The following is a 17,811-nucleotide window of genomic DNA, read 5'->3' as shown; positions in this document are numbered from 1 at the left end:
AGTGAGTATAGCTATTATCATTGGCACACATGGGGCTGCGGCAGAACAACTGCTGAAAACAGCCGAAATGATTTTAGGCGCACAAGACAACGTCGCTTATATCGATTTCGTTCCAGGTGAGAATGCCGAAACGTTGATTGAGAAATACAACGCTAAGTTGACCGGGCTTGATACCAGCAGTGGTGTCCTATTCCTGGTTGATACCTGGGGTGGTAGCCCGTTTAACGCTGCCAGCCGTATTGTTACCGATAAAGAAAATTATGAGGTTGTAGCGGGGGTTAATATCCCGATGATGGTTGAGACCTTTATGGCCCGTGATGATAAACCGTCATTTGCTGAATTGGTCAAAATCGCGGTACAAACTGGCCGTGAGGGGGTTAAAGCATTAAAAACTGTCGAACCTGATGTGGCTACCGCTCCGCAACCACCTGCCGCTGTACGTAAGGTCACGGCCCCAGCCGTCGCTTTAGGCCCAGATGATCACATGAAGATTGGGTTGGCGCGTATTGATGACCGCTTAATACATGGTCAGGTCGCCACCCGTTGGACCAAAGAAACTAACGTAAACCGCATTATTGTTGTCAGCGACGAAGTTGCTGCTGACAAAATGCGCAGTACGTTGTTGAAGCAAGTTGCTCCTCCCGGTGTAACGGCGCACGTCGTTGATGTTGAAAAAGCAATCCGCGTATATAACAACCCGCAATATGCCAAAGATCGGGTCATGTTGTTATTTACCAACCCAACTGACGTAGTCCGTATGGTTGAAGGTGGTGTAGACATCAAGTCAGTCAATATCGGTGGTATGGCATTCCGTCAGGGTAAAACCCAGGTGAATAATGCGGTCTCCGTTGATGAAAAAGATATTGAAGCTTTTAATAAATTAAATGCCCGTGGTATTGAGCTGGAAGTTCGGAAAGTGTCTTCGGATAGCCGGCTCAAGATGATGGATTTAATCAGCAAACTTAATAAATAGCTTTATTAAAAACTACGTAGAAAGGTAATGCCCTGTTCTGTTTGGAACACGGTTATTTTTACTCAGCTTTTTTGGTCATAGGAGAAGTACAATGGAGATCACAACTCTTCAGATTGTGCTGATATTTATAGTTGCATGTATCGCCGGGATGGGCTCCATTCTGGATGAGTTTCAATTTCACCGTCCCCTGGTCGCCTGTACTCTGGTAGGTCTGGTTTTGGGTGATATGAAAACCGGTATTATTATCGGTGGTACCTTGGAGATGATCGCTCTCGGTTGGATGAACATCGGGGCTGCAGTGGCTCCTGATGCTGCTCTGGCATCGATTATCTCTACCATTCTGGTTATTGCAGGCGGCCAAGACATCGGTGCGGGTATCGCACTGGCTATTCCGCTGGCAGCAGCCGGTCAGGTATTAACCATTATCGTCCGTACTATTACTGTGGCCTTCCAGCACGCCGCCGACGGAGCCGCCGAACGTGGCAGCCTACGAGCGATAACCTGGATCCACATTTCTGCCCTGTTCTTGCAGGCGATGCGTATCGCTATCCCTGCTCTGATCGTTGCCTTGTCTGTTGGAACATCTGAAGTTCAGATGCTGCTCAGTTCGATTCCTGATGTGGTTACCAGTGGCCTGAATATCGCCGGTGGTATGATCGTTGTAGTAGGTTACGCCATGGTTATCAACATGATGCGTGCCGGCTACTTGATGCCATTCTTCTACTTAGGTTTCGTGACCGCCGCATTTACCAACTTCAACCTGGTGGCTTTAGGTGTTATCGGTGTGGTTATGGCCCTTCTTTATATCCAGCTCAGTCCTAAATACAACAAGTCACAGGTTGTACAGTCTGGCCCGTCCAATAATGACCTTGATAACGAATTAGACTAGGAAAAGGTGAGAGAAATGGTTGATAAAACAACGACTGGTGAAAAGAAACTCACGCCTGCCGATATTCGCGGGGTGTTTATCCGCTCTAACCTCTTCCAAGGGTCGTGGAACTTCGAACGTATGCAGGCGCTGGGGTTCTGCTTCTCTATGGTACCGGCGATCCGTCGTCTCTACCCTGAGAACTCAGAAGAGCGTAAGCAGGCAATCAAACGCCATTTGGAATTCTTCAACACTCAACCCTTCGTTGCCGCGCCAATTCTGGGCGTAACGCTGGCGATGGAAGAGCAAAAAGCGAATGGTGCCGAGATTGACGATGCGGCTATTAACGGCATCAAAGTCGGTCTGATGGGGCCGCTGGCGGGTGTCGGTGACCCAATATTCTGGGGTACGGTACGCCCGGTGTTGGCCGCTCTCGGTGCAGGTATCGCAATGAGCGGCAGTTTACTTGGCCCATTGCTGTTCTTTGTACTGTTTAACCTGGTACGCTTGCTGACCCGTTATTACGGTGTGGCATATGGCTATAAAAAAGGCGTCAATATCGTCAGCGATATGGACGGTGGTCTGCTGCAAAAATTGACGGAAGGGGCGTCTATCCTCGGCCTGTTTGTTATGGGGGCCTTGGTTAACAAGTGGACCCATGTCAACATACCGGTCGTGGTGTCTAAGATAACCAATCAGAACGGCCAGACCACAGTGACTACTGTGCAAACCATTCTTGACCAGTTGATGCCAGGTTTGGTGCCATTACTGTTAACATTCGGCTGTATGTGGCTATTACGCCGTAAAGTTAACGCTCTGTGGATTATTATGGGCTTCTTTGCCATCGGTATCTTCGGTTACTGGATTGGCTTCCTGGCACCATAATGATGCTGTTAGATTGAGAAAAACCGGGGGCCTGCTCCCGGTTTTTTATTTAAGATAACGTCTTATACCCAATAGATTTCAAAGTGCAGGAAGGCGGCAAGCACACTTGTGGTTTGAAAGATGACGGGGATATATTTGGGAGTGGTTGCATGTCGGTTACTGATGTCGTTTTAATTGTTTTTATCGCTCTACTACTCGCTTATGCCATCTATGATGAGTTCATCATGAATATGATGAAAGGGAAGACCCGGCTGCAAGTTCACTTAAAACGTAAAAACAAGATTGACTGTGCCATCTTTGTCGGGCTGATAGCTATTCTCGTTTACAATAATGTCATGGCGAATGGTGCACCGTTAACCACCTATTTATTAGTAGGTTTAGCGCTCATCGCGGTGTATATCTCTTATATCCGTTGGCCCAAATTATTGTTTAAAAATACCGGTTTCTACTACGCTAATGCTTTTGTTGAATATAGCCGAATAAAAAGTATGAATTTATCTGAAGATGGCATCTTGGTAATTGATTTAGAGCAGCGCAGATTATTAATTCAGGTAAAACAATTAGATGACTTAGAGAAAATCTATCACTTTTTCGTTGAAAATCAATCATAAAGAAATATTCTGGGAAATAAGCCTATTGGTTATATATTCAACTGATTAATTTCCCAGCAAACCACCCTCCTCTTACTCTGTTTATTCCCACATCATTACTGGTGCTTATATGTGCTATTTCTTCCTGAAACACAGATAATGAAAATCATTATCAATAGTGCTGACATACCCTATTATCTTTGGGGTTGGCGATATAATAATTTATATGTTAAGGTTGCACCATTAATGGGGAGTAGCCGGTTTCTGTGCAATATATCAGCCGATATATTGATAAGCAGAAACGCCCGTATCAACATACTCGTTTCATCTATTGAAACGTGGTGCGGGCAACCAGGTAAGGTTGGCGAGACCATAGACACGTAACTCCGTCGTTAGGTTGGGGGTGGGTTACGTGTATATGGAGCCACCCGGCCGAGTTTATTTCTATGAATCTATCTGCAACTCTTGTCCTTGCTTTTGCTATGTCCATGGATGCTTTTGCTGCTTCTATTGGTAAAGGTGCCAGTCTACACAAACCCCGTTTTCGAGAAGCACTGCGTACCGGCCTCATTTTTGGTGTGATAGAAGCTATTACCCCACTTATTGGTTGGTGTATCGGCCTGTTTGCCAGTCAATATATTCTGGAATGGGACCACTGGGTTGCTTTTAGCCTGCTGTTTATTCTTGGTTGCCGCATGATTTTTGAAGGTGCGAAGCAGCAAGTAGAAGAAACTGAAAAAATGCGCAGTCACAGTTTTTGGGTTTTGGTCATGACGGCGATTGCCACCAGTCTTGATGCAATGGCGATCGGTGTCGGTTTAGCTTTCTTACAAGTAAATATTGTCCACACCGCCATGGCGATTGGCTTGGCAACCATGATTATGGCTACCCTAGGTATGCTGATTGGCCGTTATATTGGCCCATTATTGGGTAAACGCGCCGAAATCATCGGTGGGATAGTCTTAATAGCGATCGGCTTTAATATTCTGTATGAGCATATCTATCGGATCGCCTAACGGCGAAAGCCCGTCTATTATCACAATAAAATAGAGTCATTGGGCAAAAATTAACCCCGCATTCAAAGAATAGCGGGGTTTTTTATTACCTCTGATACCCACTTATACGGCAAGTCTCAGCGCTGCATTAAAAGTCCATAGAAACCGACAGTTTCAGTTCGCGCGGGTTGCCTTGGTACATATAAGTACCGGTATCTTCAACCGATTCCCAGTAACGTTCGTTGGTCACGTTCTGAAGGTTGGCGCGCCAGATCAGATTGGTCTCTTTCAACGGCATGGTGTAACGCATACCCAGATCCAAGCGCGTCCACGGTTTCAGTTTTAAGGTGTTTTCCTGGTTAGCGTACTGAGAACCCGAACGCGTGACAGTCCCCGTAGCCGTCAACCCTTCTACGGCTTTAATATCGTACTCGCCGCCAAACACTAATTGATAACGGGCAACCCCCACAGCATAGTTACCATTATTTTTACTGTTTTGCGCCTCAGTCAGTATTGGGTCCAGCCATACTGCACTCCCTAACAGCCGGGTACCAAACACTGGCTCACCGAATACGTTTAATTCGACACCACGGTTACGCTGCTCGCCGCTCAAGGTGTACATATTGGTGGTTGCATCAATAGAACCGGCAGGTCTGGTGATTTCAAACAGTGCTAACGTACCGCCATAGCGCTGGTTATCAAATTTCACACCCACTTCATTTTGTTTAGCATGAATAATACCGGTAACATTGCCCGCATTGGCAGTATACCAAGGAGCCACTTTACCCGGAGACAATGCTTCGATGTGGTTTGCATACAGTGATACGTTTTCCCATGGCTTAACCAACAAGCCATAAACTGGCGTCACTTTCATGGCATCTTGCACATTTTTACTGTCTGCCACACCATTATCAAAGTTGCGGATAACCACTTCTTGGCGGCGTAGACCTAGCATCAACTGCACTTTATCATCCAGCGCCGATAAGGTATCAGACACCGAAATGCTGCTGGCACGAACCTGACTGTTTAGTGTTGGGTCCTGATTAGCGCTGCTCATGGTTGTTGGTGGGAAAGGTACAACCCCTGGATTATAAATATTGGTGCTTACTTTATCTGACATATTCCAGGCAGATTTGGCGGTACGATAGTTAGAAGCGTAACCGATATTCACTTTATGCGTCACCGGGCCGGTATCGAAATGCCCCCTCACCCCACCCAACCCGGCTATGGAATCAGAGACATAAGGGACATACAGGCGACTGATGGTGGCATTGCCATTATTATCAGTCAGCGTCGGTGAACCATATTGTCCGGTCTCGTCATTGTGACTTGCACCGAGGGTACCGTACACCGTCCAGTTCTGGCTTAAGTCATACTCACTACGCAGCATACCAAAGGTGGTCGCCATATCGGTATACACCCACTGCTGACCATAATTTAAGGTAGCTGCCGGTGGCTCTGGGATAACCGTCGCACTACCAATGGCAACATCAGTACGCATACCGTGAACCGTTTGTTTTTGATATCCGATATCTAAAGAAGTACGGGCGCGCTCACCCCGGTAATCTAAACCGGTTGAAAGTGCCGTCGTGCGCTCTTTCTGATCATGGATAGCGGTCTCACCTTCGCGGTGTAGCGCATTAACCCGCACACCGAACTGGTCATTGTCACCAAAGCGGCGGCCGACATCCAGCCCGCCCCCCACTTTAGAGGCAGAAGTGTAATCCAGACTGACACGGGTTAATGGGGTATCACCGGCACGTTTAGGTTCCAGGTTAATCATCCCCCCCACACCACTGCCGCTCGGCGAAATACCGTTTACAAATACGTTCGGGCCTTTAAACACTTCGACCCGCTCTACCATGCTTGTATCAACCACCTGACGAGGCAGTACGCCGAACAGACCACCGAACGAGATATCATCCCCATCAAGGTTAAAACCACGAATACGGAAGTTCTGCGAGGCATTACCATAGCCACGCACGTTCTGCACTGACGCGTCGTTTCTGACCACATCAGCCAAAGTGTGCGCCTGCTGATCTTCGACCAGTTTAGAAGTGTAACCGATCACATTAAAAGGTACGTTGCGCGCATCTTGCTGCCCCAGAAAACCAATACGTCCACCATTAGCGACCTGACCGTCCAGATAGGTCGGGATGAGATCATTACCACCAGCACGGAATGTCTCCTGCTCCCCGACCACGGTAATAGTATCAGTTGTTGTACTGACCTTTTTGCTGCTTTCAGCTACAGGGTCTGTGGTGGTTGCAGCCCACACAGATGCGGACAAAGTACCCAATGCCGCGCCGATCATGACGCACAAAAGGCGTGGTGCAAGCCGCTTCTGGCGTGCACGGAGGGAGAAAGTTTGATTCATCGTGTTGATGCCCCTGAAGTTTACAAATTTATAAATAATGAGAATGCTTATTATAAGTGTTCAGGATTATCCTGATAACAGTTGCTGATGCAAGCATTTCTGCACTTTAGCGGGGCTATTTTTTGTGCGGTGAAAAAATTAGATCAGTTGTGTGATAAACATGATCACGTTCGGTAACGTAATTGTCCCAAGCGGGAAATTTAAATTAGCAGAGAATTATTGCGGCACTTTATTTTATATTACAAATAGACTAATTACTCCGTCCTTACTTAAGCCAAATTTTATTGATTATTCGCGTTAACTTAACCCTATTGTTAATAGGGAAAACTTTTATTCATTCTCTATATTGACTTAAGTTTACCGGCCTAATCCCTTGTGGTTACAGGCTTGATAGGCGTAAGCCTTTAAGTCATTGCTCCTCTGACCTTATATTTATTTCTGGTAAGAAAATTCTTATTACCTAATTTCCCTCGTTAGCGATAGACTGTTGCATCATTTTTATCTCAATAACAAATTAAGCTTTCTGGCTCTCGTTCTGCTCAGCCAAAAGTGGCTGAATATAAATTCAAGGAAATATAGGAATGGCTTTGCACCCAGCATCATTTGACGATCATATTTTCCGGCTATTGATTGAAGCCGTTGATGACTACGCCATATACATCATCGATGCTCAAGGACATATCCTCACTTGGAACAGTGGTGCAGAACGCAATGCCGGTTACGCTGCTGAAGAGGTTATTGGTCAATCTTTCGAACTGTTTTATACCCCAGAGGATCTGGCGAACAAATTACCGACCAAGGGACTGCAACATGCCAATCAGTTTGGTCACTATGAAACACAAGGCTGGCGGGTTCGTAAGAATAGTAAACGTTTTTGGGGCAATATTACCCTTAGTGCACTGCATGACTCAGACCATGTTTTGCAGGGTTTTGTCCATGTCACCCGCGACTTAACGGATAAATGGCAGCGCGAAAATGCCCTGCGAAAGAGTGAAGAACAATTTCGCCATCTGATCAGTGAAGTCGAAGATTATGCTATTTATATGATTGATACTCATGGCCGAATTTTAACCTGGAATAAAGGCGGTGAGCGTAATGAAGGCTATACCAGCGATGAAATAATCGGCGAACATTTTGCCCTACTATTCACTCAGGAGGATATTTCTGCTGGCGTACCGGAGAAATCGCTCGCCCAAGCGACTACAGAAGGAAATTACCAGAGCGAAGGCTGGCATGTGCGTAAAAATGGTATCCGCTATTGGGCCAGTGTGGCAATTAACCCGATGCATGATGACAGTGGCAAGCTATTGGGATTCACTAAAATTGTCCGCGATCTCACCGAGCGCCGCCAACGAGAAGAAGCATTACGCATCAGTGAAGAACGTTTTCGCCTAATGGTTGATACCGTTGAGGATTACGCGATTTTAATGCTCGATCCCTGGGGCCGGGTTAATACCTGGAACCACGGTGCCGAGCGGAATATCGGTTATGCCAGTAATGAGATAATTGGCCAACATTTCGGTTGTTTCTTCTTACCAGAGGATATTGCCGCCGGATTACCGGAGAAATTGCTGAAAACCGCCGCATCAGCAAGCCGAATGGAGCGTGAAGGCTGGCTGGTTCGCAAAGACATGACCCGCTACTGGGCGATGACGGTCATCACTGTGGTCCATGACAATAACGGTAAACTTCTCGGTTATGCTGAAATAATCCGTGATATGAGTGAGCGCAAACAACGTGAAGATGCGCTGCGTGCTAGCGAAATAGCGCGTTATGAAGAGCGTGAGCAACTGCATCGGGTGTTGTCATCCATTCAGGAGGGAATTATCTCCCTCGACACTGAAGGCCGGGTAGTATTGATGAACCCCAAGGCCGAAGAGATGACGGGCCGTAGCCAGAATGAATCCTGCGGTTTGCCCATTGAAGACGTCTTTATTTTGTGGTCTCCGCTGCAAGATAAAAACCAGTTACTTGCTTTCAATCAGTGTTTGGTCGAAGGGCGTAATACCTTATTACCAGAAGGTAGCCAGTTGTTATCGAGCAAAGGAGAACGGCAAGAAATTCGCTGTTCTGCCTCGCCAATTCGCGATCGTGATAACGTACTCACCGGTGCTGTCATTGTATTTCAGGATGTAACTCGCGCCCGCCATGCACAACGTGAACTGCAATATCAGGCCAATCATGACATGTTGACCGGGCTGATTAACCGGCGCCGGTTGGAAGAGCGATTAACCCAGGCAATCAGCCAATTGGGGGATAACGATCAGCATATCCTCTGTTATGTCGATTTAGACTATTTCAAGGATGTTAATGATACCGCAGGTCATGAAGCTGGGGATATGGTGTTGAGAATGGTGGCGCAAACCATGCAGCAAGCGGTGCGTGAAAATGACATTGTTGCTCGTTTAGGGGGCGATGAATTTGCTATTGTGCTGTTTAATTGCCAAAGCAAGCCTGCCACAGACATTCTGGAATCTGTGGTTGCCGATATTGCCGCCATTCAATTTCATTGGCACGGTCAATCATATACCTTTACCGCAAGTCTGGGTGCCGTCCCCCTAACTCGCCAAACTGAGAATGCCGCACAATCAATGCGTCAGGCCGATATCGCCTGTTACGCAGCGAAACACGCGGGCCGTAACCGGCTATCACTCTCACTCTAATCCCCGCTGTACGGGTGGCGGTGACTGCCACCCACTCATCAAGTTGGTCAATCACCAGCAGGCATTAATCTATCCCCCCCTTAATGGCATAATATTAACAAGGTTATTGTTTTGTATGTCGCGCAATTAGACTTTGGTCAAAATATCGCTATCAGCGCTGTGATATATAAAGATAATCATTTATAGCTTGGAACAAATAGATATGCCGTACTTTACGGTTAGTGTTGTTTTGCATAATGCAGTAGATGGTGATTACGAGTCTCTTAGCAAGAAAATGATTGATGCCGGTTTTACCCGCCTTATTGGTCGGGAAAAAGTCTATAAATTACCTGAAGGAGAATTCAATTATGGTAGTGGCACACTGAACAAACAAGATGTCGCTGATTTAGCATTAAAAATTGCCGAAGAAGTAAGGTTTATACCCTCTATTCTGGTGACTGAATCCGGTGGGCGAACTTGGCGAAATTTAGATCTGAAATAAGTTACTTCAGTAAAACATAAAAAACTAAAAATTTAGCTTAAGTCAATTAGAGCCCCACACCAGGGAGTACTATTATTACCTCATTGATAATTATTAAATCTTAAACTTGAACGGATCTTATTTATATAAGACCTACGGCCCGAACATGTCAGGCCAACGCTAACAACATATCCTACTGGTCACCGGTTACGGCTGCAATTTCAACAGCAGGATCTTCTCTGCGGCGGTGCAACGCAATGACAAAATCAGTTTCACAGATAAATACATGCCGTGCAGCCAACGCTTGCCCAGTCTCGATTGATGCTCTCCAGGCAAAAGGCGTCATTTGCAGTAAATTAAAACTCTGCTTACCGGGAAGTTTCATTTCATAAGCCAGTTTTTCGCAACTCAGTAACTCAAACCCCTCCAGATGTTCTTGTGCATCACCATGGAGTTGTACCTCTGGGTAAATCAGCGCTTTTAACTGGTAGAGATGACGTGGGCCAGGAGCAACAGTAACGACAATACCACCGGGTTTCACAGTACGTGACAATTCTGCCGCTTTGCACGGTGCATAGATACGTAACACAGCATCAAGCGAGCCACTGGCAAAAGGCAAGCGGTGGCTGGAAGCCACACAGAAGTTCACCTGTTGGTAGCGCTTTGCCCCATACCTTACGGCAACTTTTGCAACATCTAAGCCGAAAACAGCCATCTGCCGCTGCCGATTTAGCCGGTCAGCCACGGCGGCCGTGTAATAACCCTCACCACAACCGATATCCAGCAGCATAGTGGCATCCAGTGGTAGAGCGGCATCCAGAAGCTCACAGACCCGCTGCTGCAACGGTTGATAATAGCCCGCATCAAGAAATGCTCGTCGAGCCTGCATCATCTCCGTGCTGTCTCCGGGCTGTTTCGATCCCTTATGCTGCACTGGCATCAAGTTGACATAACCCTCTTTGGCGCAATCGAACTGATGATTATTGCTACAACGCCATTGCTGCACGCTAAGCTGCAAAGCCTGATGACAAAGAGGGCACTGATAAGACATGGTTTATTTCCAGATGACAGACAAGTAACCGCAAGAATCACGGGCAGACACGGCGTTAGTCTAAAGAAGCACTCCAGCCGTTGCAAGTCACTGTTTAGCGCCATAAATAACCGAATATCAGCTATGACCGACAATCCCTGTTGGGATAGCGTCAGGTTCAACATTCATGGTCCGCAAAATTTGCCCCATAATATCGCTAAATACTGGAGCAGAAACCGCACCACCATAATATTTGCCACCTTGTGGATTATTGATCACGACCACCAGCGCAAAACGAGGTTGGCTGGCAGGCGCAACACCGGCAGTATAAGCCACATACTTATCAATATATTGACCATTTGGCCCAATCTTCTTGGCTGTGCCCGTTTTAACGGCAACACGGTATCCCCTGACAGCCGCTTTCACGCCACCGCCACCTGGCAGTGCCACACTCTCCATCATATGTTCGACTTGTCGCACCAGAACGTCGGGAAGTACCCGTGGCCCGAACACCGGAGGATCGACTTTGGTAATCGATAATGGCCGATAGATACCGAAGCTGCCAATGGTGGCATACACCCGAGCCAGTTGCAGTGGGGTCACCATCAGGCCGTAACCGAAGGAGAATGTCGCGCGGTCCAGATCACTCCAGCGTTGCCGATGCGGCATTAGCCCGCTACTTTCTCCGGTTAGACCTAACTGAGTCGGTTGGCCCAAACCAAACAACGTGTAAGTTTCCATCAATGCTGAAGCTGGCATTGCCAACGCCAGGCGAGAGACACCCACATCACTTGATTTCTGCAATACGCCGGTCAACGACAATGCGGGATAAAAACCCACATCTTTGATTTGATGCCCACTCAACACATAAGGATGGGTATCCAATACACTGTCCGGCCTAACCAGATGGTGTTGTAATGCGGTCATGACTACCATCGGTTTGACGGTGGAACCCGGCTCAAAAATATCGCTGATAGCCCGATTACGGAAATTCTCCTCAGGTGTACCTACACGGTTATTAGGGTTAAAAGTGGGATAGTTAGCCATCGCCAAGATTTCGCCGGTATTCACATCAATGACCACCGCAGAACCGGAATCAGCCTTATTGAACATAACAGCATTGGTCAGCGCATGGGATGTTTCGGCCTGCAAACGCTCATCAATACTGAGTTCAACATTTTGTCCCGGATGGCTATCCGTCGAGGAGATATCCTCAACCACCCGGCCAAAGCGATCTTTACGCACCACCCTACTGCCGGCAGTGCCACTTAATAGCGAATTAAAACTCTTTTCAACACCTTCAATACCCTGGTCATCTATATTAGTGAAACCAATCAGATTCGCCGCCACATCGCCGGATGGATAAAAACGCCGTGACTCCGCTTTAGTCGCAATACCCGGTAGTTTCAAACGTTGAATGTATTCAGCTACATTAGGTTCAACTTGGCGGGCAAGATAGATAAAACGGGCATTGGGGTTTTGATTGATACGGTTAATTAATTGGTCCATTGGCATATTGAGTTCCTGAGCCAATGCCTGCCAGCGCTCGGTAGTGCCTACCCCGCCCTTTTCCACGACTATTTTAGCATCGGCCCAAATGGCCTCAACCGGGACACTGACCGCCAACGGATGCCCGTTACGATCAGTAATCATACCGCGCGTGTTTGGTGTTGCCATTACACGCACTGAGCGCATATCTTCTTCTTTTACCAACGGATCCGGTTCAATAACTTGCAGCCAGGCAACCCGTGCTAGCAGACCCAAAAGTGACATTAAAATGCAACTGCACAACAAACCAAAACGCCAACGAATAAAGTTGTTACTGTCATTTTTTGGTTTAGGAATCATTAAGTTCAACCCTGAAGGATAACTTGCATCATGGCTGCCATTAAACCCTATCCCTTGCACTAACAGGAGCCAAAACAGTGATACAAGATGCGTTATTTTGCAACAATTCACTAACGGCGGCTTAAAAGAAAAGGTGACTGGTCAATAACTTAAAATTCGGCTTACACTGAGTGGCGTTCTTTTTCTTCATTAGGTAGATTCTATGACTGATTTTTCATCACAACTTAGCCGAATCACCACCATCAGCCATGGCTTTGGCAATAAATCGGCCCTGTTTCCTCCCAGCTTGCTGCCATTTCAGGTTTCACAAGCCAACAAAAAGCAAGTTCATGGCACGACAATTATTGATGTGAACACGCCGGGGCAAGAATGCGGGGAAGCCGATAGCCTCTATACCACTCAAGCAGGTATTTTATTAACGGTTCTGACGGCTGATTGCTTACCGATCATTTTTAGCCAACAGCAAGGGAAAGCCATTGCAGTGGTCCATGCCGGGTGGCGGGGCTTATTAGATGGTATTATCTTAAAAATGGTTGAACGGATTGCTCGCGATGATGACCCGGCAAATTGGGTTGCAGCCATAGGGCCAGCCGCACGATCTTGCTGCTATGAAGTGGATGAGGAGTTGGCCGAACGCTTTATTAACCAATTACCACTGGCAAAAAATATCATTTCACCCCGTTTTCGCCACCTCAACTTAGCGGCCATTGCTGAACATCAATTACGTGGGGCAGGAATTCATCAAGTAGACCTCGTTGGCAGTTGTACTATCTGTACCACTATTCAACATGACGAAAAAAACGATAAAAACCGTTTTAAATATACCAGTTTCCGCCGAACCAGCCAGCAGCAAACGCTTAACCCAAGCCATCCAGGAATTAAAGGACGCAATCAGTATTCCGGCTTAGTTATTTTGCCTTAACGGATAGATTAGCGCCTTCACACACACTTAATACGAAAAAACCCGCACAAAGGCGGGTTTTTACAGCAAAAGAGCTGATTAGATTGCAGTAACGTTTACTGCAGACGGACCTTTCTGACCGTCTTGGATTTCGAACTCTACGTTCTGGCCTTCAGCCAGGGTTTTGAAGCCATTACCCTGGATTGCAGAGAAGTGTACGAACACATCTTTGCTGCCGTCAGCTGGAGTGATGAAACCGAAACCTTTAGACTCGTTGAACCACTTAACTTGACCTTTGATCTTTGCCATCTTGAGTATTTCCTTTGGATTGTTTAACTCGCCCGTAGGCGTTTACATAGACAAACTAGAGTCGTTACTGCTTGAGGCACTAAGATAAGGATCGGCAGAGAAGCGGTATTCAACGCTAACGTCTTTACTCAGAACTTCTTTACTGAAAATGCCACACATATACAGAACTGTACCTCGTTTTACCCATATGCGTTATCACATACTCTGTATTCGATGGCAAGCCATTTTTATTCAAGGGTGAACCTGTCGCACATATTTGAAACGGTTGTTCATAAAGAATGCGTAAATATGCTAAAATTTGTTGAAGGTCATCGTATTTTCTGCTCTATTTTTTATACTGCCCCATCGCGCTTTCTTACTGGTTTTTAACATTTCAGCTAACACTTTTTATAATACTGCTTACGCAGACACCCCCCCATTTTCTATCCTCAGCAGCGAGGTGATAAATACAATAGTATAAAATTTATTAGCATTAAATATATAATAATTGAATATATCGCGTTCCAGTTCCGGCTGCTCGTTCTTGTTATTGGCTGGCTCTCTCGCAGTCAAACCGGCAAGCTAACCCCTTACTTAACCTCAGGTTATACTCTGAACCTTACTTTCACTAAAAAAATCAAAAATATTCGATTTATTACCTTGTGTGAAGCAACAATGCACAACCTAACGCCAGCAGTAAAAAGGGGATCATGCTATAGACAAATACCAACAAAAATATTGCGTCTATGCATAGGGGGGAATTATTTCTATCAAATAAGACATTGTGCCATATAGGTGCAATATCTTCTGACAATTAGCCTTGCTGCACTACCAAGGTGCGATAGCGTTCTATTTGAACGCATAAGTATAGCGAAAACTACGCATTGTTAGCGAATTACCCGTGATGAAATGGGGCCTTACCCACCCACATTTAGTATTCTAAATACCTCTTAATATATTCTTTATTTTTCTGAGACAACATTTAACAACACTCGCAGCGCCAGTTGAAAACTCTATATTACCTTCTCGTTACAACACTGTTTAGGTTTGAGATTATAAGCTCAACACCATTATAAATAATCTATTAACCGCACTTATTGTGATAAGCACAAAGATTACCTGATGCACAGAAATCTTATTTCGCCTTATCAGCATCAGAGGTCCCTGGTATGAATTGTAATTATATTATCAACACCTGTATTCTCAGCAGCTTATGGTGGGGTCAGGTCACGGCTGTATTAGCAGACGAATATTCTCTGCCAGCACGGATATCGATAGAGCAGCGTGAACAGCAAGGAGATGATGGCAACGTATGGCAGCGCCTGACGAGCAACATCTTGCTCACCTGGGACTCTCCGAACCAGGAGCTGTATATCCCGCTGAATACCTGGCACAACCGCTGGACCTATGACGACGACAAGATAGAGTCATACAATGAGCGGCCATGGGGTATCGGCTATGGTAGGTATCGTTATGATGAGGATAACAACTGGTACTCAGTATATGCGATGGCCTTTATGGACTCACACAACCGAATTGAGCCGATTATAGGTTATGGCTATCAAAAAATGTGGATACCGGGGGAGATGGACGGCTGGCGTTTCGGTGTGGGTTTTACCGCCAGTATTACCGCGCGGCATGAGTATTATTACATTCCTATACCATTGCCTCTGCCACTTTTTTCTATTGAATATAATAAGTTTTCACTACAAACCACCTATATTCCCGGCACTTATAATAATGGAAATGTTCTGTTTACCTGGATGCGCTGGCAATTCTAATTGATTATATTATTAAATTATTTAAACCATGCAATAAAGGTGGTTATAGGTAATTATTAAGAATTAATCTCACTTGGGGTTAATTGCCCAAAAAGAAGCAATAGCCCTTACCTATTAAATCAGGTAAAGAGCCCACTTAGTTTATTGCTGATTATTTAAACACAGCCACTTGCACCTTAGATCATAATAGCCGGGCTTGATTATTGGTACATTTAACTGCCCGGCTATTTTATGCTAACACCGCGGCTAATCAGGCTGCGTCTGAATCATTTACCTTCAGTGGATGACGAGTATGTTTGCGGCGAGTAAGCATAAAACCGCACCACAATAGCGCAACCCAAACGGGCATCATCAGCACGGAGATCTGAATACCATCAGTGAGATACATGATGACCAGAATCAACGACAGAAACACCAGGCACAGATAATTACCGTAGGGGTACCATAACGCCTTAAACCGTGGTTCGACGCCTTCTTGCACCTTCGCAGCCCGGAATTTGAGGTGAGCTAAGCAGATCATCACCCAGTTAATGACCAGTGTTGAAACGACCAGTGCCATAAGCAGTTCAAACGCTTTACCAGGCATAACATAGTTGATAACAACACCAGCGGAAGTCGCCAACGCGGAAAGAGCGATTGACAGAATAGGCACGCCGCGCTTATTAACCCGAGTCAACACCTTAGGTGCATTCCCCTGCGATGCCAGGCCAAATAACATGCGGCTATTACAATAGACACCGCTGTTGTAAACCGATAGTGCAGCGGTCAGAACCACAACATTCAATATTGTTGCCACCCAATTACTGTCTAGTGCGTGGAAAATCATCACAAAGGGGCTACCACCTTCAACTACTTTGCCCCACGGGTACAAGGAAAGCAGCACCGCCAATGAACCGATATAAAAAATAAGGATGCGATAGACAACCTGATTGGTCGCTTTCGGAATGCTATGATGCGGATCTTCAGCTTCGGCGGCCGTAATACCAACCATTTCCAAACCACCAAAAGAAAACATAATCACGGCCATCGCCATCACCAACCCACTAAGGCCATGAGGCATAAAACCCCCTTGCGCCCAGAGATTAGTAACCGATGCCTCTGGCCCACCGGAACCTGAGGCCAACAAATAAGCGCCGAATACAATCATGCCGATAATGGCAACAACCTTAATAATTGCAAACCAGAATTCAGTTTCCCCGTACATACGTACATTAATGAGATTGATAGCATTGATTAAAACGAAGAATACGGCAGCAGAAACCCATGTAGGAATTTCTGGCCACCAATATTGAATATAAATGCCCACGGCGGTCAGTTCGGCCATGCCGACGAGAATAAACATTGCCCAGTAGTTCCAGCCGGATAAAAAACCAGCGAAATCCCCCCAATATTTATACGCAAAGTGACTGAATGAGCCTGCAACTGGCTCTTCGACAACCATCTCACCAAGTTGTCGCATAATGAGAAAAGCGATAAAACCACCGATGGCATAACCGAGTATCACTGAAGGGCCAGCCATCTGAATCGTCTGTGCTATCCCTAGGAATAATCCGGTACCAATCGCGCCACCCAGAGCAATCAGTTGAATATGTCTATTTTTTAAACCGCGTTTTAGTGTTGAACCTTGCAACTGCTGTTCCATCCTGTCCTCTGCCGCACCGATTACACACTGGCGTGTTAAACAGCGCTTTCGTAAATGAATCTGCGGCGGTTTTTTAACACTTAAAGCTGATTGCAGCAAGAATAAAGGTGGTGAGCTGACTATCGAAGCAGGATCATCAGCCGATGTTTATACGAGAAGGATTTGGAGGACGATGGTGCTTTGCCTGTTTAAGGCCGTAACGCAGATATACCACATAACTTACTCAGGTTCCTGGCCCCAATCATCAATGTAGCAACATAAGATTGGCGACGGGTGACGACTTCAACCGCCACGCGATTATTTTTATAGCGGATAAGATAAGTTGAAGGCCAACCTTGACGTCGCTCACCGTAAGATTTTTGATGGTGGTCAATCGCCGCGTGAGCAATGACCAAGTGAGATAAATTTGAATCCCCTTTAATAATACGTTTCATCATCAACTCCAAGAAATCAGTTAGAGAATCGCTTACCGTTGGTTACGCCCTGGCTCCAGCAGCGTACGGGTACCCA

The 17,811-nt window shown here is 46.1% G+C and carries 16 protein-coding genes and 1 riboswitch; of the genes, 9 read left to right on the top strand and 7 right to left on the bottom strand.

Annotated elements, in window-relative coordinates:
- Position 1: 1 nt before the first annotated feature.
- The 5 genes from manX (at position 2) to mntP (ending at position 4,332) form a co-directional block, all read left to right on the top strand.
- The gene (gene manX, locus EL015_RS09395) at positions 2-973 is read left to right on the top strand and encodes a PTS mannose transporter subunit IIAB (protein WP_005183040.1); all 972 of its coding nucleotides are present in this window, start codon (positions 2-4) and stop codon (positions 971-973) included.
- A gap of 91 nt (positions 974-1,064) precedes the next feature.
- Positions 1,065-1,862 carry a PTS mannose/fructose/sorbose transporter subunit IIC gene (locus EL015_RS09390; RefSeq protein WP_004701713.1) on the top strand — a complete coding sequence of 266 codons (798 nt, stop codon included), beginning with the start codon at positions 1,065-1,067 and terminating at the stop codon, positions 1,860-1,862.
- 15 nt (positions 1,863-1,877) lie between these two features.
- On the top strand, positions 1,878-2,726 hold the full coding sequence (locus EL015_RS09385; protein WP_005183042.1) for a PTS mannose transporter subunit IID: 849 nt from the start codon (positions 1,878-1,880) through the stop codon (positions 2,724-2,726).
- A gap of 149 nt (positions 2,727-2,875) precedes the next feature.
- Complete coding sequence (locus EL015_RS09380) at positions 2,876-3,337, top strand: DUF986 family protein (protein WP_032905827.1); 462 nt, start codon at positions 2,876-2,878, stop codon at positions 3,335-3,337.
- Between the two features lie 215 nt (positions 3,338-3,552).
- Positions 3,553-3,752: riboswitch (yybP-ykoY riboswitch) on the top strand.
- Positions 3,753-3,762: 10 nt separating this feature from the next.
- Positions 3,763-4,332, top strand: a complete 570-nt coding sequence (mntP, locus tag EL015_RS09375) for a manganese efflux pump MntP (protein ID WP_032905828.1) — start codon at positions 3,763-3,765, stop codon at positions 4,330-4,332.
- Between the two features lie 127 nt (positions 4,333-4,459).
- Here the strand turns inward: mntP and EL015_RS09370 are convergent, their stop codons facing one another.
- Positions 4,460-6,688: a TonB-dependent receptor gene (locus EL015_RS09370; protein ID WP_050288928.1), complete on the bottom strand. Its 2,229-nt coding sequence runs from the start codon at positions 6,686-6,688 to the stop codon at positions 4,460-4,462.
- Between the two features lie 581 nt (positions 6,689-7,269).
- On the opposite strand from EL015_RS09370, the gene EL015_RS09360 reads away from it, so the two are divergent.
- Both EL015_RS09360 and EL015_RS09355 read left to right on the top strand, forming a co-directional pair.
- Positions 7,270-9,351, top strand: a complete 2,082-nt coding sequence (locus tag EL015_RS09360) for a PAS domain S-box protein (protein WP_042569948.1) — start codon at positions 7,270-7,272, stop codon at positions 9,349-9,351.
- A gap of 202 nt (positions 9,352-9,553) precedes the next feature.
- Positions 9,554-9,832, top strand: a complete 279-nt coding sequence (locus EL015_RS09355; RefSeq protein ID WP_042569949.1) for a hypothetical protein — start codon at positions 9,554-9,556, stop codon at positions 9,830-9,832.
- Between the two features lie 172 nt (positions 9,833-10,004).
- Here EL015_RS09355 and rlmA read toward each other — a convergent pair whose 3' ends face one another.
- A complete protein-coding gene (gene rlmA / locus EL015_RS09350) occupies positions 10,005-10,862 on the bottom strand; it encodes a 23S rRNA (guanine(745)-N(1))-methyltransferase (protein WP_053011745.1) in 858 nt (285 codons plus the stop codon).
- A 117-nt stretch (positions 10,863-10,979) separates the two neighbouring features.
- Entirely contained in the window at positions 10,980-12,689 is a 1,710-nt protein-coding gene (gene ftsI, locus EL015_RS09345) for a peptidoglycan glycosyltransferase FtsI (protein WP_042569951.1), read from the bottom strand.
- A 202-nt stretch (positions 12,690-12,891) separates the two neighbouring features.
- Between ftsI and pgeF the strand changes: the two genes are divergently transcribed.
- Positions 12,892-13,611 (top strand): peptidoglycan editing factor PgeF, encoded by a 720-nt coding sequence (gene pgeF / locus EL015_RS09340; RefSeq protein ID WP_053011744.1) that lies wholly within the window; start codon positions 12,892-12,894, stop codon positions 13,609-13,611.
- A 78-nt stretch (positions 13,612-13,689) separates the two neighbouring features.
- Here pgeF and cspE read toward each other — a convergent pair whose 3' ends face one another.
- Together cspE and EL015_RS09330 are read right to left on the bottom strand one after the other, a co-directional pair.
- Entirely contained in the window at positions 13,690-13,899 is a 210-nt protein-coding gene (cspE, locus tag EL015_RS09335; protein WP_002221949.1) for a transcription antiterminator/RNA stability regulator CspE, read from the bottom strand.
- A 42-nt stretch (positions 13,900-13,941) separates the two neighbouring features.
- Positions 13,942-14,058, bottom strand: coding sequence for a DUF2627 domain-containing protein (locus tag EL015_RS09330; protein ID WP_002211058.1), 117 nt, complete (start codon positions 14,056-14,058; stop codon positions 13,942-13,944).
- Positions 14,059-15,047: 989 nt separating this feature from the next.
- Here EL015_RS09330 and pagP point away from each other — a divergent pair.
- Positions 15,048-15,659, top strand: coding sequence for a lipid IV(A) palmitoyltransferase PagP (pagP, locus tag EL015_RS09325; protein ID WP_126286783.1), 612 nt, complete (start codon positions 15,048-15,050; stop codon positions 15,657-15,659).
- Between the two features lie 250 nt (positions 15,660-15,909).
- Here the strand turns inward: pagP and EL015_RS09320 are convergent, their stop codons facing one another.
- Positions 15,910-17,301, bottom strand: a complete 1,392-nt coding sequence (locus EL015_RS09320; RefSeq protein WP_042569954.1) for an amino acid permease — start codon at positions 17,299-17,301, stop codon at positions 15,910-15,912.
- 188 nt (positions 17,302-17,489) lie between these two features.
- A complete protein-coding gene (locus EL015_RS09315; protein WP_071843572.1) occupies positions 17,490-17,738 on the bottom strand; it encodes a DUF4060 family protein in 249 nt (82 codons plus the stop codon).
- Positions 17,739-17,811 lie beyond the last annotated feature (73 nt).

The sequence above is a fragment of the Yersinia intermedia genome (genome assembly GCF_900635455.1).
In the GTDB taxonomy this organism is placed as follows: Bacteria; Pseudomonadota; Gammaproteobacteria; order Enterobacterales; family Enterobacteriaceae; genus Yersinia; species Yersinia intermedia.
Note: the sequence above shows the minus strand (reverse complement) of the source record. Positions and strands in the feature narration are given on the sequence as shown.